At 62.5% G+C, this 18,121-nt stretch carries 17 protein-coding genes; 9 read left to right on the top strand and 8 right to left on the bottom strand.

The features are described from left to right. The first annotated feature begins 55 nt into the window (after nt 1-55). A complete protein-coding gene (gene ahpF / locus PQT43_RS29705) occupies nt 56-1,621 on the top strand; it encodes an alkyl hydroperoxide reductase subunit F (protein WP_102863261.1) in 1,566 nt (521 codons plus the stop codon). A gap of 172 nt (nt 1,622-1,793) precedes the next feature. On the opposite strand, the gene gloA is transcribed toward ahpF, so the two are convergent. After that, nucleotides 1,794-2,315 (bottom strand): lactoylglutathione lyase, encoded by a 522-nt coding sequence (gloA, locus tag PQT43_RS29700; RefSeq protein ID WP_272755424.1) that lies wholly within the window; start codon nt 2,313-2,315, stop codon nt 1,794-1,796. Between the two features lie 198 nt (nt 2,316-2,513). Here gloA and PQT43_RS29695 point away from each other — a divergent pair, with 198 nt between their 5' ends. Continuing rightward, nucleotides 2,514-3,041, top strand: coding sequence for a DUF4946 domain-containing protein (locus tag PQT43_RS29695; protein ID WP_253085282.1), 528 nt, complete (start codon nt 2,514-2,516; stop codon nt 3,039-3,041). Between the two features lie 232 nt (nt 3,042-3,273). Here the strand turns inward: PQT43_RS29695 and PQT43_RS29690 are convergent, their stop codons facing one another. The 3 genes from PQT43_RS29690 to PQT43_RS29680 form a co-directional block, all read right to left on the bottom strand. Next, nucleotides 3,274-3,639: a histone-like nucleoid-structuring protein, MvaT/MvaU family gene (locus tag PQT43_RS29690; protein ID WP_102863264.1), complete on the bottom strand. Its 366-nt coding sequence runs from the start codon at nt 3,637-3,639 to the stop codon at nt 3,274-3,276. Between the two features lie 245 nt (nt 3,640-3,884). Next, entirely contained in the window at nt 3,885-5,423 is a 1,539-nt protein-coding gene (locus PQT43_RS29685; RefSeq protein ID WP_110596605.1) for an EAL domain-containing protein, read from the bottom strand. A gap of 81 nt (nt 5,424-5,504) precedes the next feature. Further along, entirely contained in the window at nt 5,505-6,398 is an 894-nt protein-coding gene (locus PQT43_RS29680) for a LysR family transcriptional regulator (protein ID WP_123394280.1), read from the bottom strand. A gap of 85 nt (nt 6,399-6,483) precedes the next feature. On the opposite strand from PQT43_RS29680, the gene PQT43_RS29675 reads away from it, so the two are divergent. The 3 genes from PQT43_RS29675 to hpaR all read left to right on the top strand — a co-directional run bounded on the left by PQT43_RS29675 (nt 6,484) and on the right by hpaR (nt 9,320). Then, entirely contained in the window at nt 6,484-7,440 is a 957-nt protein-coding gene (locus PQT43_RS29675; protein ID WP_253085380.1) for a DMT family transporter, read from the top strand. A 251-nt stretch (nt 7,441-7,691) separates the two neighbouring features. Beyond that, the gene (gene hppD, locus PQT43_RS29670; protein WP_102863267.1) at nt 7,692-8,768 is read left to right on the top strand and encodes a 4-hydroxyphenylpyruvate dioxygenase; all 1,077 of its coding nucleotides are present in this window, start codon (nt 7,692-7,694) and stop codon (nt 8,766-8,768) included. Nucleotides 8,769-8,897: 129 nt separating this feature from the next. Further along, nucleotides 8,898-9,320: a homoprotocatechuate degradation operon regulator HpaR gene (gene hpaR, locus PQT43_RS29665; RefSeq protein WP_102863268.1), complete on the top strand. Its 423-nt coding sequence runs from the start codon at nt 8,898-8,900 to the stop codon at nt 9,318-9,320. A 51-nt stretch (nt 9,321-9,371) separates the two neighbouring features. Here hpaR and rarD read toward each other — a convergent pair whose 3' ends face one another. The 3 genes from rarD to PQT43_RS29650 form a co-directional block, all read right to left on the bottom strand. Next, the gene (gene rarD / locus PQT43_RS29660; RefSeq protein WP_102882617.1) at nt 9,372-10,253 is read right to left on the bottom strand and encodes an EamA family transporter RarD; all 882 of its coding nucleotides are present in this window, start codon (nt 10,251-10,253) and stop codon (nt 9,372-9,374) included. 201 nt (nt 10,254-10,454) lie between these two features. Continuing rightward, nucleotides 10,455-11,468 (bottom strand): aldo/keto reductase, encoded by a 1,014-nt coding sequence (locus PQT43_RS29655; RefSeq protein WP_110596607.1) that lies wholly within the window; start codon nt 11,466-11,468, stop codon nt 10,455-10,457. Between the two features lie 222 nt (nt 11,469-11,690). Then, nucleotides 11,691-12,590, bottom strand: a complete 900-nt coding sequence (locus tag PQT43_RS29650; RefSeq protein ID WP_102882619.1) for a LysR family transcriptional regulator — start codon at nt 12,588-12,590, stop codon at nt 11,691-11,693. Between the two features lie 100 nt (nt 12,591-12,690). On the opposite strand from PQT43_RS29650, the gene PQT43_RS29645 reads away from it, so the two are divergent. Then, the gene (locus tag PQT43_RS29645) at nt 12,691-13,422 is read left to right on the top strand and encodes an SDR family oxidoreductase (protein ID WP_253085281.1); all 732 of its coding nucleotides are present in this window, start codon (nt 12,691-12,693) and stop codon (nt 13,420-13,422) included. After that, nucleotides 13,419-13,829 carry a hypothetical protein gene (locus PQT43_RS29640; protein ID WP_253085280.1) on the top strand — a complete coding sequence of 137 codons (411 nt, stop codon included), beginning with the start codon at nt 13,419-13,421 and terminating at the stop codon, nt 13,827-13,829. The genes PQT43_RS29645 and PQT43_RS29640 overlap by 4 nt, the downstream gene beginning before the upstream one ends. 77 nt (nt 13,830-13,906) lie before the next feature. Here the strand turns inward: PQT43_RS29640 and PQT43_RS29635 are convergent, their stop codons facing one another. Then, the gene (locus PQT43_RS29635; protein WP_170003966.1) at nt 13,907-15,217 is read right to left on the bottom strand and encodes an MFS transporter; all 1,311 of its coding nucleotides are present in this window, start codon (nt 15,215-15,217) and stop codon (nt 13,907-13,909) included. Between the two features lie 155 nt (nt 15,218-15,372). Between PQT43_RS29635 and PQT43_RS29630 the strand changes: the two genes are divergently transcribed. After that, the gene (locus PQT43_RS29630) at nt 15,373-16,503 is read left to right on the top strand and encodes a sugar diacid recognition domain-containing protein (protein WP_253085279.1); all 1,131 of its coding nucleotides are present in this window, start codon (nt 15,373-15,375) and stop codon (nt 16,501-16,503) included. A gap of 257 nt (nt 16,504-16,760) precedes the next feature. Beyond that, nucleotides 16,761-17,903: a glycerate kinase gene (locus PQT43_RS29625; protein WP_253085278.1), complete on the top strand. Its 1,143-nt coding sequence runs from the start codon at nt 16,761-16,763 to the stop codon at nt 17,901-17,903. Nucleotides 17,904-18,121: the final 218 nt, after the last annotated feature.

Genomic DNA, 18,121 nt, shown 5'->3' with positions numbered 1-18,121 from the left:
CGGGCGTTTTTTTTTACCGAACCATCTCTTTATTCAGAACATGGAAATCGCCCGTATGTTGGACGCCAATCTTAAAGCTCAGTTGAAGTCATACCTGGAACGGGTCACCCAGCCGATCGAGATCGTCGCCTCCCTCGACGACGGTGCGAAATCCCAGGAAATGCTCGCGTTACTCAAAGACATTGTCAGTCTTTCCAACCAGATTACGTTGCTCGACAACGGTACCGATGGGCGCAAGCCGTCGTTCACGTTGAATCGCCCAGGAGGCGATATCAGCCTGCGTTTCGCCGGCATTCCCATGGGCCACGAATTCACTTCCCTGGTGCTGGCCCTGCTGCAAGTGGGCGGCCATCCGTCGAAAGCCAGTGCTGAAGTGATCGAGCAGATTCGCTCGCTCAAAGGCGAGTTCAACTTCGAAACCTACTTCTCGCTGTCCTGTCAGAACTGCCCGGACGTGGTCCAGGCCTTGAACCTGATGGCGGTGCTCAACCCGAACATCCGTCATGTGGCGATCGACGGCGCGCTGTTCCAGGCCGAAGTCGATGAGCGCAAGGTCATGGCGGTGCCCAGTGTCTACCTCAATGGCGTGAACTTCGGCCAGGGCCGCATGGGGCTGGAAGAGATCCTCGCTAAGCTCGACAGCGGTGCGGTAGAGAAGCAAGCGCAGAAGCTCAACGCCAAAGAGGCCTTTGATGTGCTGGTGGTCGGCGGCGGTCCAGCCGGTGCTTCGGCAGCCATCTACGCCGCTCGTAAAGGCATTCGTACCGGGGTCGCGGCCGAGCGCTTCGGCGGCCAGGTACTGGATACCATGGCCATTGAGAACTTTGTTTCGGTAAAAGAGACCGAAGGGCCAAAACTGGCCGCGGCACTGGAAGAGCACGTCAAGCAATACGACGTCGACATCATGAACCTGCAGCGAGCCAGTGCCCTGGTGCCGGCCAAGGAAGTGGGCGGCTTGCATGAGATTCAGTTTGAAAGCGGCGCGAGCCTGAAGGCCAAGTCGGTGATCCTGGCGACAGGTGCCCGCTGGCGTGAAATGGGTGTGCCGGGTGAGCAGGAGTACAAGGCCAAGGGCGTGTGTTTCTGCCCGCACTGCGATGGTCCGCTGTTCAAAGGCAAACGGGTGGCGGTGATTGGTGGCGGTAACTCCGGCGTCGAAGCGGCTATCGACCTGGCGGGTATCGTCAGCCACGTCACCTTGCTGGAGTTCGACAGCAAGCTGCGGGCCGACGCCGTGTTGCAGCGCAAGCTGTACAGCCTGCCCAACGTCAAGGTCATCACCAGTGCCCTGACCAGTGAAGTGAAGGGTGATGGGCAGAAGGTCACCGGCTTGGCCTACAAGGATCGCGATTCGGGTGAATTCCACACCGTGGACCTGGAAGGCATCTTTGTGCAGATCGGCCTGTTGCCCAACACCGACTGGCTCAAGGGCTCGGTAGAACTGTCGCCTCGTGGCGAGATCATCGTCGATGCCCGTGGCGAGACTTCGCTGCCTGGCGTATTTGCTGCCGGTGACGTGACCACAGTGCCCTACAAGCAGATCGTGATTGCAGTGGGCGAGGGTGCCAAGGCTTCCCTTAGTGCATTCGATCACTTGATCCGTACATCCGCACCGGCTTGATCGACCGTTGAAAAAACAAAACCCCATGAGCCTGGCTCATGGGGTTTTTTTATGGCTGCCTGGGTCGGCGCCGGTTTGCCAGTGAAGAGGCTGTTGGGCCTGGCGCAGTCCTTGCGGATGCGTTCGCTGGCAATCCAGTTCCTACGCAGGCCAGCTCTGCACCTGCATCGGGTTACAGCGGCGCTGGCTGGATGATCTCGACCCAGTAGCCATCCGGGTCCTTGATGAAGGCCAGGCTCTTCATGCGGCCGACATTCAGGCGCTTCTGGAAGTCGCAGCCCAGGGTCTCGAAACGTTCGCAGGCGGCGACAATATCCGGCACCGAGATGCAGATATGGCCGAAGCCACGCGGGTCGGTGTTGCCGTTGTGGTAGGCGAAGTCCGGATCGTTCTCGGTGCCGTGGTTGTGGGTCAGTTCGAGAATCCCGGGGATCGACTTCATCCATTCGGTACGGGCCGCAGCGTCGGCCGGAATCTGTGACTTGTCCACCAGTGCGAGGAAGTACAGGCTGAATTCGGCTTCGGGGAAATCACGTTTTTCCACCAGGGAAAAGCCCAGGACCCGAGTGTAGAAGTCCAGGGAGCGAGTGATGTCCTTGACCCGCAGCATGGTGTGGTTGAAGACGAAACGAGCAGTGGCTGCGTCCGGTTGGGCGGTCACGCCAGGGAAAGAGTTGAGTTCGTTGAGGCTCATGGGCCCTCCAGAAGAAAGTGCGGCAAAGGCTGCCCGCGAGGGCGGGGAAGTCCTTGTCTGGCAATGTTCGGACATCCTTGGAAGCGGGCAATGATACGCAACTGGACAGGATGGCGCCAAACCCAAAGCTCCTGATCTATTGCCCATTCCTGGCGCCGGGCTCAGACTTCAAGGCCAGTTTCTTTAGTGTGCCAATCCATGATCGAGTCGTTTAGAACCCAGGCTGTGGCCGTTTTGCTGTTGATGTTTGCGGGCGTTGTCCAGGCGCAACCGGAGGTGGCCTGGCCCGAGGGCTGGACTGTGGAGCCAGTGCCGGTCCAGGAGGCGGATCAGGCTGCCCAGGTTTCCCGGCAGCGGGCGGTGAAGAACGATGCCGCGGGCAATCCGCAACTGGTCATGGAGTTGACCATGACCCAGGTGGAACGTGGGCATGTAGTCAATCTTCAAGGGGTATTGCTAGAGATGCGCAAGTCAGTGCAGAAGGACTTTGCCCGCAGTGGATATCAGAGTGTCTGTAACAAGATTCATGCTGCGCAGTTGAGTCGTCTGGACGCTCTGGAGACCACTTGTACCATTACCCAGAATGGGCGACATGTGTTGTCGCAAACACTGGTGGCGGCACTGGATGAGGATAAGGCTTATGTACTTTCATACGCCGGTCAGGCGGCGGCTTATGCCGATAGTCAGGATCAGATACTGGCTGTACGAAATAGCCTCAAACTTTAAGGAAAAATCTGAAACAGTCGGTTTGCTTTTCGCGTGTAGCGAGTTCGTTTTCGAGAAAGGCATTAAGCGAGTAGTTGCTTTGGGGGCTGGCTTTATAGCAAGGCCTATCGCGGGATGGCTGATTGCCATCGGTTGGGCTGGGTCTTCCCTTAGATTCAAGTCGTAATAAGAATATTCTTATCAATGTAAAAGGCCCTGCATATGCAGGGCCTTTTTCAGGTGGCGGCTTTGTTCAAGCGCGCAGCCAGGAATCCACAGTGGCAGCACCGTACTGTTCTTTCCAGGCTTTCAGGCCGCGATGGTTGCCGCCCTTGGTTTCAATCAGTTCACCGGTGTGCGGGTTCTGATAGACCTTCACCACGCGTGCGCGGCGCTGTTTAGGGGCGTTGGCTTGTGGCAGGCCGCTTTTGCCCAGGTTGGGATCAAGGATTGCGATGATGTCACGCAAACTCTTGTCGTAGGATTTCATCAGGGCCTGAAGTTTCTCTTCGAACTCGATTTCCTTTTTGAGGCCGGCGTCGTTCTTCAGGGATTCAAGCTGCGCGAGCTGTTCTTGAAGTGCTTTTTCTGCAGCACGAAATTCAGCAAGTCTGGACAATATCTTCACTCCAATAGTCTATTTTGGCTGATACAAACCACAAACAAAGCTATAAGCCATAAGCCGGTTAAGGCTCGATTAAGTGGCCTACCTGTGAATCTTGTACAGGCGGGAAAAATTGTAGTAGTTAATGGCGCGAGAGTAAATCAGGTTGTTCTTGTTCAAGCCTGTATTTGCCAATTGAATCAAATTGGTGCGTATCCCGAGTTACCGTAGTCGAGCACTTAATGTTCTGACATGGCTATTTAATGGCGCGCCAGGGCCGCAACAAATTCTGCACTGGGCATGGGGCGCCCAAATAAATAACCCTGCAGGAAATCCACGCCTTGAGCCGCCAGGTAATCCCGCTGCTCGGCAGTTTCAATACCTTCGGCGACGATGCCCAGATCGAGTTTGGCCGAGAGTTGAATAATGCTGTCGAGTATATGCAGCGACAGTGCGTCGGCACCGATCATGGCGACAAAGCTTTGATCGATCTTCAAGTAATCGACATTGAACTGACGCAGATAACCCAGGCTGGAATGCCCGGTGCCGAAGTCGTCGATGGCGATCATTACCCCGAGTTCATGCAGAGCGGCAAACAGCTGCTGGGTGGTGGCCGTGGGCTCGATCAGTTCGCGTTCGGTCAACTCCAGCACCAGGATCACCTTGCCGGGAGGGAAGGCGGCGAGAAACTCCCGGCAGTCCTCCAGCAACTGCAAGTCATGGCAGTGACTGGCAGTGATGTTGATGCCGATATGAAAACCATCGGTGAAGCCGGCGGCGTGGGGAGCCAGCACCTGCATCGTCTGCTGCATCAGCGAACGGGTCATGGGCACGATCAGCCCCGAATGTTCGGCGAAAGGGATGAACAGGTCCGGACGCACGACTCCCTCTCGCGGATGTTGCCAGCGCATCAGCACTTCAATGCCGGCCCATTGCAGCGTGTCACCGCGCACCACCGGCTGAAAGTATGGAATGAACTCCCGGGCTTCCAGTGCCCGGCGCAATTCATGGCTGGGAGAGGCGGAGCGCTTCTGCAACCAGTGGGCCAGGACACCAGCGCCGGCACCGAGAAAGACCAGCAGGCTGAACAACGCCGGGTACTGGCTTTTCATGTATTTCCAGATGTCCCCCTCGGGAAATCCTGTACTGACGCTGTAGGGATAACGCGATGAACTCAGATGCTGGGGGGCCACTGCTGCCAGTGGCGGTGCGCCGTCGTGGACCCCGCCATCACTGGACAGCCAATGCTCGCCCACCTGCAGTCGCAAATGGGCGAAGCGGCTGATCAGGCGCAGGGCGTTGGTCAGGTGATAACCGTCGATGGTCGCCAGGGCCGAGCGCTCGCCCTCACTCAAGCGGTAGACCAGCAGCGCGGTGTTGGGGGTGACGGGATTGCCATTCATGAGCCAGAGCCGGCCGTCAACGTAATCCCGGGGATCGAGGGGCACCGGATAGCTGCCCAGCAATGAACTGCAATAGTTGTTGTTGCGCCACACCAGGTTGGTCGAGCGCACGAATGGTCGGCGAGTCACTTGGTCCCTCAGGGCCAGTTGCCGCACCTCGTCGCACTCCAGGCCTGCCTGGGGCAGCAGCGCCCTGGCGGCAATATCGGTGTTGTCCAGCATCAGGTCGAACTGGCGGATGGCTTCCTCGGCGGTTTCCAGGCTGCTGCGCACCAGCGCTCGTTCGGCCTGGGCGTAGAAAATGACGGCCCCCAGTCCGATGGGAAGCACAATCGCCAACACTGTCCAGAGTCTGCGGGTAGAACGCTTGAGCGGACCTTTGGCGGTCAGGGGCATGGATCGAACCTGTGGCGGAGGAGGGGCGGGCCAGCGTCTGGCTGCGGCAGCGGGGGCGGCAGCCTCCTGACGTTGTCTGGATCATCGCAGGATAGACGGCTTTGGATGACGATACAGACGTTGCGCATGCTGGATGAAGGCCAGTGTCGCCGGCGATGCCTGGCGCCGATCGAGCACGGCGATCCCCACTTGGCGCCGCACCGGCGGCGACAGGGGCTTGCTCCCATAGCGGGCGTCCGCAGCCGGGGGCAAGGACAGCTCGGCCAGAATGCTCAAGGCGTCACCCCGGGCCACGGTTTCCAGGGTGCTGAGCAGTTGCGAACTGCGGTAGCGGATGTTGGGGCTCAGGCCGGCGCCGATGAACAAGCGCGTAACCAGCTCGGCCGAGCCGGCTTCGGTCAGCACGAAGGGATCGTGACACAGCTGTTCGAGGCGGATCTCTTGCTCCCGGGCCAGGGCATGGCCTGCGGGAATCAGCGCCATCAACTGGTCCTCGATCAGGGCGAAGGTGTCGAAACGCTCCTCGGGCAACACCACGAAGCCCACGTCGACCCGTCGCTCCTCCAGCCATTGCAGCACCTGGCGATCCGGCCCCTCGTCGATATGCACCTCGATTCCCGGATGCTCGCGCCGGTACTCCTCGAGGATGGATGGCAACAGGCGCATGGAGGAGGTGGGGCCAAAGGAGCCGATGCGCAAGGTGCCGCGCTTCATGCCCCGAGCATCGGCGGCCTCCTGTTCCAAGGTCGCCGCCAGCCCCAGCATGGCCCGGGCCCGCAGCAACAGTTGGCCACCAATATCGGTGAGTTCGACCTGGGCCTGATGGCGGCGGAACAGTTCGACCCCCAGTTCCTGTTCCAGGGACTTGATGGCGTGGGACACGGCCGACTGGGTGATGCCCAGGCGCGTGGCGGCGCTGGTAAAACCCGCCAGTTCGGCCACCCGGGAGAAGATCTCCAATTGGGTCAGGGTCATGAGTAAAAGCTCATTTTACGATGATGAGCTATTAGACAAAGAATGATCTCACAGCACAAATCCACAGCCACCGAGCAGCATGAACATGAATGAAAGCGGTATTAGCGGCCCCCTGGCGGCCGATCACGGGGACCTGGCGGTCTATTGCAAACTGGCGGCAGTGACCATGATCTGGGGCGGCACCTTCGTCGCCGGGCGTTACCTGGCCGGTGGGCTTTCCCCCTGGCAGGCTGCCAGCCTGCGCTTCTTGCTCGCCAGCCTGGCCCTGCTTGGCTTCATGGCGGTGGCGCGCATTGCCCTGGCCCGACCCAGCCTCAAGCAGCTCGGCCAACTGGCGCTCCTGGGGTTCTTCGGCATCTTCTTCTACAACCTGTGCTTCTTCCTCGGCCTGCAACAGGTCAACGCCTCGCGGGCGTCCTTGATCGTGGCGCTCAATCCTGCGGTGATTGCCCTGGCGTCCTGGGCACTGTTCAAGGAACGCCTGAGCCGGCGCAAGTTGTTGGGCATCCTGTTGTGCCTGAGTGGCGCGGCCCTGGTGATCTGCAGTCGCGATCCTTCGGCCCTGGCTGCCGGGGCAGGGGGCTGGTATGGCGACCTGCTGATACTCGGCTGCGTCCTGGGTTGGGGGGTGTACTCGCTGTTTTCCAAAGGCCTCAATCAGCACCTTGGCCCGTTGCAGACCGTTACCTATTCGATCCTGATGGGAACCCTGATGCTGTGGGTTGCAACCCTGGCCCGCGGCGAGTTCGACCTGCATGCCATTGTCCGCCTGGACCTGAGCCAGGGCTTGAGCCTGCTGTACCTGGGCGTCCTGGGTTCCGCGCTGGCCTACATCTGGTACTACGACGGCCTGCGACGCATCGGTGCCACCCGCTCTGGCGTGTTCATTGCCCTCAACCCGCTGACGGCAGTGCTGCTGGGCGCACTGTTGCTGGGAGAGCAACTGAGCCTGGTGATGGGAATGGGCGGGGTGTTGATTCTCGGCGGCATCTACCAGTGCAACAAACCCCTTGCGGGCCAGGCGAAAAAGGCGATTTTATAGAGAATGCGGACAAAGGCTTTTACGCTGTGTAGAATCCGGTTACGCATACAATAATAAAGTCTTCTGGCAGCAGAAGCCTCGTCCCCCAGCCTGTAAGACAGGGTCGAAATGAAGATTCTCGGGTTTCAACTGATCTACGGTGACTTCCTCGCCCGCAGCGTGCGGGGCATCTCCTGCGCACCGCCTTCTTTCCTCAGCATTGATAGCAACTAACGATCCGTTAATTCTAAAAATATGATGAGGCGCCAACCATGGCAGATATCTTCGAAAACCCAATGGGCCTGATGGGCTTTGAATTCATCGAATTCGCATCGCCTACCCCCAATACCCTCGAACCGATCTTCGAGATCATGGGTTTCACCAAAGTCGCGACCCATCGTTCAAAAGACGTGCATCTGTACCGCCAGGGTGCGATCAACCTGATCCTCAACAACGAACCCCACAGCGTCGCCTCGTACTTCGCCGCTGAACACGGCCCGTCGGTATGCGGCATGGCGTTCCGGGTCAAGGATTCGCAAAAGGCCTACAAGCGCGCCCTGGAACTCGGCGCCCAGCCGATCCACATTGAAACCGGGCCGATGGAGTTGAACCTGCCGGCAATCAAGGGCATCGGCGGCGCGCCGTTGTACCTGATCGACCGTTTCGGTGAAGGCAGCTCGATCTATGACATCGACTTCGTGTTCCTCGAAGGCGTGGACCGCAACCCACCGGGTGCCGGCCTGAAGATCATCGACCACCTGACCCACAACGTGTATCGCGGGCGCATGGCCTATTGGGCCGGCTTCTACGAGAAGCTGTTCAACTTCCGCGAGATTCGTTACTTCGACATCAAGGGCGAATACACCGGCCTGACCTCCAAGGCCATGACCGCTCCGGATGGCATGATCCGTATCCCGCTGAACGAGGAATCGTCCAAGGGCGCCGGGCAGATCGAAGAGTTCCTGATGCAGTTCAACGGCGAGGGCATCCAGCACGTGGCCTTCCTCACCGACGATTTGGTGAAGACCTGGGACGCGCTGAAGAAGATCGGCATGCGCTTCATGACCGCGCCGCCGGCAACCTACTACGAGATGCTCGAAGGCCGCCTGCCGAACCACGGCGAGCCGGTCAACGAGTTGCAGTCCCGCGGCATCCTGCTGGACGGCTCTTCGGAAGCTGGCGACAAGCGCCTGCTGCTGCAGATCTTCTCGGAAACCCTGATGGGGCCTGTATTCTTCGAATTCATCCAGCGTAAAGGCGACGATGGTTTCGGCGAGGGCAACTTCAAGGCACTGTTCGAATCGATCGAACGCGACCAGGTGCGTCGTGGGGTACTGGCCACCGAGTAACCCTCGACAGGCTTGAACACAGAGCCCGATCAGGTCCTGCCTGATCGGGCTTTATATTGCCTGTCGGTTGGCGATAGTGAATGTGTTAATGTTTGCGCCTTTGTTTCCCAGCCCTTGACCGATGCCTCGATGAACACACCCAGACCGTCCCTGACCTTGACCCTGTTGCAGGCCCGTGAGGCCGCCATGGCCTTTTTCCGCCCCTCGCTGAACCAGCACGACTTGACCGAGCAGCAATGGCGGGTCATCCGCATCCTGCGCCAGAACGGTGAGCTGGAGAGCCACCAACTGGCAAAGATGGCCTGCATCCTGCCGCCGAGCATGACCGGCGTGCTGACCCGCCTGGAGCGTGACGAGTACGTCAGCCGCCGCAAATCCCCGGAAGACCAGCGCCGCCTGTTCATCACCCTGACCGACAAGGGCCAGGCGTGTTTCGAGTCCATGAGCGGCGACATGGAAATCAACTACCAGAAAATCCAGCAGCAATTTGGCGAGGACAAGATGCAAGCCTTGTTGGCCTTGCTCAATGAGCTCAAGCAGATCAAGCCCTGATCCCCAGCGGCGCCCGAACCTGGCCTGCCCAGGCCCATGCGGGCGCGTCGATCAGTTGCGGCGCTGGCGCAGCAGGTGCCTGACCCCTTCGAGCACCAGCACCAGCACCGCCAGCCAGACCGGGATGTAAGTCAGCCATTCCCCGGCCTTGATGCTTTCCCCCAGCAGCAGGGCGACAAACAGCAGCAACACCGGCTCCACATAACTGAGCAGGCCGAACAGGCTGAAGGCCAGCAAGCGACTGGCGATGACGTAGCACGCCAGCGCCGAGGCGCTGATCACCCCCAGCAGAGGAATCAGCAGGTACAGGCCGGGATGGCTGTCCACCACGGCAAATCCCTGTTCGCCGCCTTGCACAAACCACAGTGCCACCGGGATCAACAGCGCCATGTCCAGCCACAGGCCACCCAGATGATCGGTGCCAAGGCGCCGCCGCAGGACGAAATACACCGGGTAGCCCACGGCCACCACCAGGGTCGCCCAGGAAAAACTGCCCACTTGATACAGCTCGTTGAGCACCCCGAGGCAGGCCAGCAGCGTGGCCACTTTCTGCAGGCGCGACAGACGCTCGCCATACACGATGCGTCCGGTCAGGACCATGGTCAGCGGCAGCAGGAAGTACCCCAGTGACACATCCAGGCTGTAGCCGTTGAGTGGCGCCCACATGAACAGCCAGAGCTGCACCCCCACCAGGGCCGACGACAGCAGCAGCACCAAGCTCAGCAGCGGTTTGCTTGCCACCTGGCGCAGCACTTGGCCGACCCGGTGCCACTCGCCGCTGAAGATCATGAACAGGGTCATGCAGGGCAGGGTCAGCAGCATCCGCCAGCCGAAAATCTCCACCCCGGTCAGGGGCGTCAGCAGGGAGGTGTAGAAATACATGACGGCAAACAGCACCGACGCCAGGACCGATAACGCAATTCCTTTAGACACACTGTCCTCGTAATACCCGAACGCTCGGGACACATAGAAATAGGGGGGAGAAGCGAGGGGGAATATAGAGGGTCAGGCGCGAGTTTTTTGCTCTGATTGCGCCATCGCGGCGGGATTTTTTCTCGTTTATGGCCACAGTGCCGCCGAGCCTGCTGAGCCCAAGGCCGGTGGCGCGCGCCTTTGCGCCGCCACCGGCAGCGTTCAGCCCAGGTGCGGAAAACGACCGGAGACGAAATGACTCACATCGTTGAAGCCTGGGGTCGAGGCGTGCCCCGGGGTCACCAGGGCGTCGATGAAGGCTTCGTCCTCAGGGCTGATCTTCACCTGAAGGGCCCGGGTGTAAGCGTCCCACTGGGCTTCGGTGCGCGGGCCGACAATCGCCGAACTCACTGCCTGGTTGTTCAGCACCCAGGCGATGGCGAACTCGACGATGCCGACCCCGCGGCCCTGGGTGTATGCCTGGATCTGCTGGGCGATGCGCAGGGATTCCACCCGCCACTCGGTTTCCAGGATGCGCTTGTCCTGGCGTCCGGCGCGGCTGCCGCTGTCCGGGGCCACGTCCGGCGCGTACTTGCCGCTGAGCACGCCACGGGCCAGGGGGCTGTAAGGCACCACGCCCAGGCCATAGGCCTTGGCCGCGGTGATCTGCTCGGCCTCGGCCTGGCGGTTGACGATGTTGTACAGCGGCTGGCTGATGACCGGGCGGTCCACACCCAACTGGTCGGCCACGCGAATGGCCTCGGCAATCCGCCAGCCCCGGTAGTTGGACAGGCCCCAGTAGCGGATCTTGCCCTGGCGCAGCAGGTCGCCGATGGCCGAGAGGCTCACCTCCAGCGGGGTGTTGTGGTCCTCGCGGTGCAGGTAGTAGATGTCCAGGTAATCGGTGCCCAGGCGGGTCAGGCTGGCCTCGATGCCGTTGAAGATGTGCTTGCGGCTCAGGCCGCTGCGGTTGGGCAGGCCGTCCACCGGGCCGAACCCCACCTTGGACGCCAGCACCCACTCATGGCGGTGGCGGGCGATGGCTTCACCGACGATTTCCTCGGAGCGGCCCTGGGTGTAGACGTCCGCGGTGTCGATGAAGTTGATCCCCTGGTCCCAGGCCTTGTCGATGATGCGCAGCGAGTCTTCGGTGCTGGTCTGCTCGCCGAACATCATGGTGCCCAGGGTCAGGCTGGAAACCTTGAGACCGGAGTGGCCGAGGGTGCGATAGCTCATGGGCGAAATCCTTGTGCTAGAAGGGTGGCCGGGGCATCTCCGGCCATGGGGGGGCGATCATCAAATACCACAACGCCCGGGTTCTGCAATGCCTGAATGGCGCTTCCTCGCCGGGGCCGGCTTTTCGGCAAAGAGGTCCGTGAGATCGCCTGCAAGGACTTTGCGCAGGAGCCGGCTTGCCGGCGAACCGCGCAGCGGCCAGCTGCCCCGGGCCGGTGCTGGTCAGGGGCACAGCGCCCGACAGCGCTGCAACACAAAGCTGTGCAGCAGGCGCACCCGCTCGGAAACCTGCAGGCGATGAGGACACAGCAGATTGAACGGCGCCAGTTCCCCTTGCCAGTCGCCGAGCAGCGGCACCAGGCGCCCGGCGCGAATGTCCTCGGCCACGTCCAGCCGGGCCTTGTAGACAATGCCGTGGCCGGCCAGGGCCCAGCGCCGGGCCACTTCGCCGTCGTCGCACAGGTAGTCGCCGCGCACGGGCACCTCGCGAGTCTCGTCGCCACGGCTGAAACGCCAGCTGTCATAGGGCTGGCCGTTACGCAGGTAGAGCAGGGCACTGTGGTGCGACAGGTCTTCGGGGGACTGCGGGGTGCCGCAACGGGCCAGGTAAGCCGGGCTAGCGCACACCAGGCGACGATGTTCGGGGAGGATCGGCAGGGCCACCAGGCTCGAGTCCGCCGGCACGCCAAAGCGCAGGGCCACATCCACGGTGTCGCGGAACAGGTCGGCGTGGCGGTCATTGAGCCGCAGTTGCAGGCGCAGTTGCGGGTGTTCGGCCTTGAACTCGTCAAGCCACGGCAGCAGCGCGTTACGTCCGAAATCCGAGGGCGCCGACAGTTGCAGCACACCGGCCAGGCCCTGGCTCTGCTGCTTGAGCGCCTGCTCACCATCCTCCAGGTTGGCCAGGGCCAGACGCACGCTTTCCAGGTAGCGGCGCCCCTCTTCGGTCAGGCGCATGCTGCGGGTGGAGCGCGCCAGCAGGCGGCTGCCCAGGCGGGTTTCCAGGCGCTTGAGGGCGATGCTGGCCGCAGCGGCCGTCATGCCCAGGGAGCGGGCGGCGGCGGAAATGCTCCCGGAATCGGCCGTGCGCACGAAAATTTCCAGGTCGAGGATTGAGCTCATTAGTAAAAATCCTTTAAAGATCTTTGCGTTTTAGCGGGATTTTTCCTCGATTGGCAAGCTGTGAAGATGCAATCACCTTTACATGACCCAGGTGATCGCAATGACTCTTTCCAATCCAAGCTTGCAGCACAAGACCGTGGTGGTGATTGGCGCCGGCAGCGGCATCGGTGCTGCCGTGGCCCGTCAGGCGGCCGCACGCGGAGCCAAGGTGGTACTCGCCGGGCGCAGCCTCGAAGCCTTGCAACGGCAGCAGGCGCAGTTGCCGCCCTCAGCCCGCAGCCTCGCCGTGGACATCACCGACGCCGCCAGCCTCGGTGATCTGTTCAGCGCCGTGGGCGCCTTTGACCATCTGGTGATCAGTGCCGGTCCGGCGATCACCGCCAAGCCCCTGGCCGACACCGATCTGCTGGATGCCCAGCGGGCGTTCGAGGTGAAGTTCTGGGGCGTGTGGCGCGCGGTCCAGGCGGCGCTGCCCCATCTGGCGGCTCAAGGCAGCATCGGCCTGACCTCAGGTTTGCTGTCACGCAAAATGGTCCCCGGACAAGTGCTCAAGACCACCCTCAATGCCGCCCTCGAAGCCCTGGGCAAGCACCTGGCCAAGGAGCTGGCGCCACGCCGGGTGAATGTCATCAGCCCTGGGGTCACTGCCACCGAAGCCTATGCCGGGATGCCCGAGGAGGCGCGTCAGGCGATGTTTGCGCGCACCGCCGCCAGCCTGCCGGTGGGCCGTGTCGGCCAGCCGGATGACATCGCCGCAGCCTTTATCCTGGCCATGGAGAACGGCTTTATCAGCGGCAGCCTGATCGACGTCGATGGCGGTGGCCTGCTATGAGCTGGCGCTTCGATCACCTGGCGTTCAACTGTGCCGAGGGCCAGGCGTTGCAGCAGGCATTCGCCGATCTGTTGGGCCTGCAAGCGGGACGGCGTCCACCGTTTCCCTTTCCCGGACGCTGGCTGTATCAGGACCGGCAGGCGCTGGTCCACGTCATCGAACAGGCCGATAGCCCAGAGCCGCAACTGAGTCACATCGCCTTCAGCACCCAGGAGGCGGCCGAAGCCGTGTTGCAGCGGGTGCAAGCCAGTGGCCTGGAGCATCAGGTGGCGCAGGTCCCGGAAGACGGCATCTGGCAGATCTTTGTCCGTCTGCCCGGCGGCCTGGTGCTGGAGCTGGATGCTCCGGCGTCGGGGGAGTTGAGCATCAGCCACGACTACGCCCGGCACGGTGGCGCCCCGAGCTGAGGCCGGCCATGAAAAAGCCCGTTGGAGCAGAGGCTCGAACGGGCTTTTTTCGTTGTTGGGCGGTGTGTTGCCGGGGTTCAGCGGTTCAGGGTGCGGGTCATGCGCAGGGCCAGCAGGCTACCGCCGACAATCACCCCGGCCAGCAGGTACAGCGCGGCATCGGTGGAGCCGGTGCTGTCCTTGACCCAACCGACCAGGTAGGGGCTGAGGAAGCCGGCCATCTGGCCCATGGAGTTGATCAGCGCCAGGCCACCGGCCGCGGCTCCGGCACTGAGCAGGGCGGTGGGCACCGGCCAGAACATCGGCAGGCCGGTGAGGGCACCCATGGTGGCGAGGGTCAGGCCGAGGATGGCCAGGGCCGGGGTGCTGGCGAAGTTCACCGCGATCAGCAGGCCCACGGCGCCCATCAGCATCGGCACCACAAGGTGCCAGCGGCGCTCCTTGCGCAGGTCCGCAGAACGGCCTACCAGCAGCATGAACACCGCCGCCAGCAGGTAGGGAATCGCACTCAGCCAGCCGATCACCAGATTGTCGGCAAAGCCCAGGTTCTTGATGATCGACGGCAGCCAGAAGTTGATCGCGTAGACCCCGCTCTGGATGCAGAAATAGATCAGGCCGAAGGCCCAGATCGCCGGATTCTTGAACACGGCCGCCAGGGAATCGCTGGCGGTTTTCGGCTGGTTGGCGGCGTCTGCGGCCTGGTCGGCCTCCAGCACCGCGCGTTCAGCCGGCGTCAGCCACTTGGCGTGGGCGAAGCTGTCGCTGAGCAGGAAGAACGCCAGGGCGCCGAGTACCACCGTGGGAACGCCCTGCAGCAGGAACATCCACTGCCAGCCGGCGAGGCCGCCTTGTCCGGCCGCGAAGTGATTGAGAATCCAGCCGGAAAACGGGCTGCCCAACAACCCTGAGACCGGGATCGCCGACATGAACAGGGCCATGATCCGGCCCCGGCGGAAGGTCGGGAACCACTGCGAAAGGTACAGCACCACCCCGGGGAAGAAGCCGGCTTCGGCGGCTCCGGTGAACAGGCGCAAGGTATAGAACTGGGTCGGCGTGGTGACGAACAGCAGGCAGGTGGACAGGGTGCCCCAGGTGATCATCATCAGCGCGATCCAGCGCCGTGGGCCGAACCGGTTCAGCGCCAGGTTGCTCGGTACGCCGCACAGCACGTAACCGATAAAGAAGATCCCGGCGCCCAGGCCGTATACCGTTTCACTGAATTTCAGGGCATCGAGCATCTGCAACTTGGCGAAGCCAACGTTGACCCGGTCGAGGTAGTTGAACAGATAGCAAACGAAGATGAAGGGGATCAGGCGCAGGGTGATGCGCTTGTAGACGGCGTGCTTGTCGTCAGCCTGGGCCAGTGGGGCAGCGGCGCTCTGTGACATGGAGTGTCTCTCTTTATTATGATTTTTTGCGGTGCAAGGGTAACGTTGACCGCCCCGAGAGTCTCAGTCACACCGAGGTCGCTGTCTTTGTGCCGGCGCACAGCGATTGGCCGCCGACCCTGTGCCACTGAACAACGTCCAAGGACCTTCCCTCTATGTTCGAACTCGATCATGACCTGGCGCAGGACATCGTCGACCGCACGATGGCCATCCTGCCCTACAACGTCAACGTCATGGACAGCCAGGGCTTGATCCTGGGCAGCGGCGAGCCGGAGCGCATCAACACCCGCCACGAAGGCGCGCAACTGGTGCTGGCCAACGGCCGTGTGGTGGAGATCGACGAGCCCACCGCGCGCCAGCTCAAGGGGGTGCAGCCGGGGATCAACCTGCCGTTGCTGCACGACCAGCGGCTGATCGGTGTGCTGGGCATCACCGGCGATCCGGCCTTGCTGCGCACCTACGCCGAACTGGTGCGCATGACCGCCGAGATGCTGGTGAGCCAGCGCCACCAACAGGCCGAACAGCAATGGCGGCGCCAGCGTTGTGACGATCTGCTGGCCCTGCTGTTGAGCGACAGCGGCGACTCGCCACGGCTGGTGGACGAAGCCCGGCAGATGGGCCTCAAGCCGCAATTGGCGCGCACCCCTTACCTGTTCGAACTGGCGCCGGAGCAGCCCGTGGGGCACGGCGTCGAGACCCTCAGCACCTGGCTGATGAGCCGCTACCCGGACAGCTGGTGCGTCAGTTCGTCAAAGACCTCCCTGCTCTGGTGTCGCCCGGCGAACTTCAGCCTGGACAACCCGCGCCTGCTGGAAAAACTCGACGGCCAGGGCTGGAACATCCTGCGGGTTGCCGTGGGCGGGCAGGCTGAGGGGCTGGCCGGTTTGCGCCGTTGCTATCGTCGGGTCGGCGACCTGTTGGCCTACGGCCGCGACCTGCTGCCGGACTCGCGCCTGCTGACCCTCAACCGCTACCGCCTGCCGGTGATGCTCTGGCGCCACCGCAACGACGACGCCCTGGACGAGTTGCTGATACCGTTGCGCAAGGTGCTGGCCAAGGACAGCAACGGCCAGTTGCTGGCGACCTTGCGCAGCTGGTGCGACCACGATGGCCAGAGCCAGGCCTGCGCCGACGCCCTGGGCATTCACCGCAACAGCCTGCGCTACCGCATGGAGCGGATTGCCGAACTCAGCGGCGTCGACCCCTTGCGCCTGGACGGCATGCTGGCCCTGTACCTGGGGGTGCAATTGCTGCCCCCCAACACGGCTCAACACAATCCCCTGTAGCCGCTGCCGAGCCATGGCGAGGCTGCGCAAAGGCCCGCAGGGCCTTGCTTGGCAATCTCCCGTCAAACCTGCATCGCCTTCAAAACCCTCGCGAGCTCTCCGCACCCGTTCGCAGCCTGCGGCAGCGGTTTCAACGCTAGGCGAGGTTGCGCCGTTGTAGCAATGAACAATAAAGCGCCCCCGGACTTGTGCAGCGGACCGGGGCCAGCGCCTGCGCCAAGTGGCAGCATGGCGGCACAAGAACCGGAGAACACCCCATGAAGATCATCATCGCCCCCGACTCGTTCAAGGACAGCCTGAGTGCCGAAGGCGTGGCCCAGGCCATTGCCCTGGGGCTGACCGAGGTCTGGCCCGACGCCGAGCTACGTCAATGCCCGATGGCCGACGGCGGCGAGGGCACGGTGGAGTCGATTCTCGCCGCTTGTGACGGGCAGCTGCGCAGCCATCGGGTCCAGGGGCCGCTGGGGGCGACGGTCGAAGCCCGCTGGGGCTGGCTGCCCCAGAGTCACACGGCAATCATCGAAATGGCCGAGGCCAGCGGCCTGCAATTACTGGCGCTGGACCAGCGCGATGCCTGCAACAGCAGCACCTTCGGGACGGGGGAACTGATCCTGGCCGCGCTGGAGGCCGGGGCCCAGCGCATCATCCTGGCCATCGGCGGCAGCGCCACCAACGATGGCGGCGCCGGTGCCCTGCAAGCCCTGGGTCTCAAATTGCTGGATCGCCAGGGCCAGGTACTGCCCCGGGGTGGTCTGGCCTTGGCTGATCTGGCCGGTATTGAGCTCGATGGCATGGACCCGCGTCTGGCCCAGGTACGTTTTGAAATCGCCGCCGACGTCAACAACCCGCTGTGTGGCGAGCACGGTGCCTCGGCGATCTTCGGCCCGCAGAAAGGTGCCTCGCCGCAACAGGTGCAAGCGCTGGACCGGGCCCTGGGGCACTTCGCCGACCTGTGTGCCCAGGTGTTGCCCAAGGACCTGCGTGACGAACCCGGCAGCGGCGCGGCGGGCGGCCTGGGGTTTGCCGCCAAGGCGTTCCTCGGCGCGCAATTTCGCCCGGGGGTCGAAGTGGTGGCGGAGCTGGTGGGCCTGGAGCAGGCCATACAGGGCGCCGATCTGGTGATTACCGGCGAAGGACGTTTCGACGCCCAGACCCTGCGCGGCAAGACCCCCTTTGGCGTCGCACGTATTGCCCGGGAGCAGGGCGTTCCGGTGATCGTGATTGCCGGCACCCTGGGCGAGGGTTACCAGCAGATGTACGCCCACGGTGTGGACGCAGCCTTCGCCCTGACCAGCGGTCCCATGAGCCTGGAACAGGCCTGCCGCGAGGCCCCGCGCCTGCTGCGCGAACGCGCCGCCGACATCGCCCGGGTCTGGCGCCTGGCCCGCAACGCCCGCTAGATACTCGCTGGAGCTGGTCAGCGAAGTTCGTTAATTAGGGCCGGTGGTGGGCATATCCGCTGCTGCGGTAATGGCCGCTTAGGGTTTCGTTCTCACGGTGGCGGTTTGGGGGGCATATCCATTTCTGCGGGGGCGGCTGGTGGTTTCGCCCTTACGGCGAGTCACTTTGGGGCCCCAAAGTAACCAAAGGGCTTTGCCCCTCCACTCGGTGCCTCGCC

It is taken from the genome of Pseudomonas sp. BLCC-B112 (assembly GCF_028550695.1).
GTDB classification, from domain to species: Bacteria; Pseudomonadota; Gammaproteobacteria; order Pseudomonadales; family Pseudomonadaceae; genus Aquipseudomonas; species Aquipseudomonas danubii.
The sequence above is the reverse complement of the archived record's forward strand: the minus strand, read 5'-3'. Positions and strand labels throughout refer to the sequence as shown.

What these genes read in the sequence shown, in the direction of transcription:
- hpaR (WP_102863268.1), top strand. Translation starts at nt 8,898, where the DNA reads ATGAACACACCCAGACCGTCCCTGACCTTGACCCTGTTGCAGGCCCGT.
- PQT43_RS29695 (WP_253085282.1), top strand. Translation starts at nt 2,514, where the DNA reads ATGATCGAGTCGTTTAGAACCCAGGCTGTGGCCGTTTTGCTGTTGATG.
- gloA (WP_272755424.1), bottom strand. Translation starts at nt 2,315, where the DNA reads ATGAGCCTCAACGAACTCAACTCTTTCCCTGGCGTGACCGCCCAACCG.
- ahpF (WP_102863261.1), top strand. Translation starts at nt 56, where the DNA reads ATGTTGGACGCCAATCTTAAAGCTCAGTTGAAGTCATACCTGGAACGG.
- PQT43_RS29650 (WP_102882619.1), bottom strand. Translation starts at nt 12,590, where the DNA reads ATGAGCTCAATCCTCGACCTGGAAATTTTCGTGCGCACGGCCGATTCC.
- PQT43_RS29655 (WP_110596607.1), bottom strand. Translation starts at nt 11,468, where the DNA reads ATGAGCTATCGCACCCTCGGCCACTCCGGTCTCAAGGTTTCCAGCCTG.
- PQT43_RS29635 (WP_170003966.1), bottom strand. Translation starts at nt 15,217, where the DNA reads ATGTCACAGAGCGCCGCTGCCCCACTGGCCCAGGCTGACGACAAGCAC.
- PQT43_RS29675 (WP_253085380.1), top strand. Translation starts at nt 6,484, where the DNA reads ATGAATGAAAGCGGTATTAGCGGCCCCCTGGCGGCCGATCACGGGGAC.
- PQT43_RS29625 (WP_253085278.1), top strand. Translation starts at nt 16,761, where the DNA reads ATGAAGATCATCATCGCCCCCGACTCGTTCAAGGACAGCCTGAGTGCC.
- PQT43_RS29630 (WP_253085279.1), top strand. Translation starts at nt 15,373, where the DNA reads ATGTTCGAACTCGATCATGACCTGGCGCAGGACATCGTCGACCGCACG.
- PQT43_RS29685 (WP_110596605.1), bottom strand. Translation starts at nt 5,423, where the DNA reads ATGCCCCTGACCGCCAAAGGTCCGCTCAAGCGTTCTACCCGCAGACTC.
- PQT43_RS29640 (WP_253085280.1), top strand. Translation starts at nt 13,419, where the DNA reads ATGAGCTGGCGCTTCGATCACCTGGCGTTCAACTGTGCCGAGGGCCAG.
- hppD (WP_102863267.1), top strand. Translation starts at nt 7,692, where the DNA reads ATGGCAGATATCTTCGAAAACCCAATGGGCCTGATGGGCTTTGAATTC.
- PQT43_RS29680 (WP_123394280.1), bottom strand. Translation starts at nt 6,398, where the DNA reads ATGACCCTGACCCAATTGGAGATCTTCTCCCGGGTGGCCGAACTGGCG.
- PQT43_RS29645 (WP_253085281.1), top strand. Translation starts at nt 12,691, where the DNA reads ATGACTCTTTCCAATCCAAGCTTGCAGCACAAGACCGTGGTGGTGATT.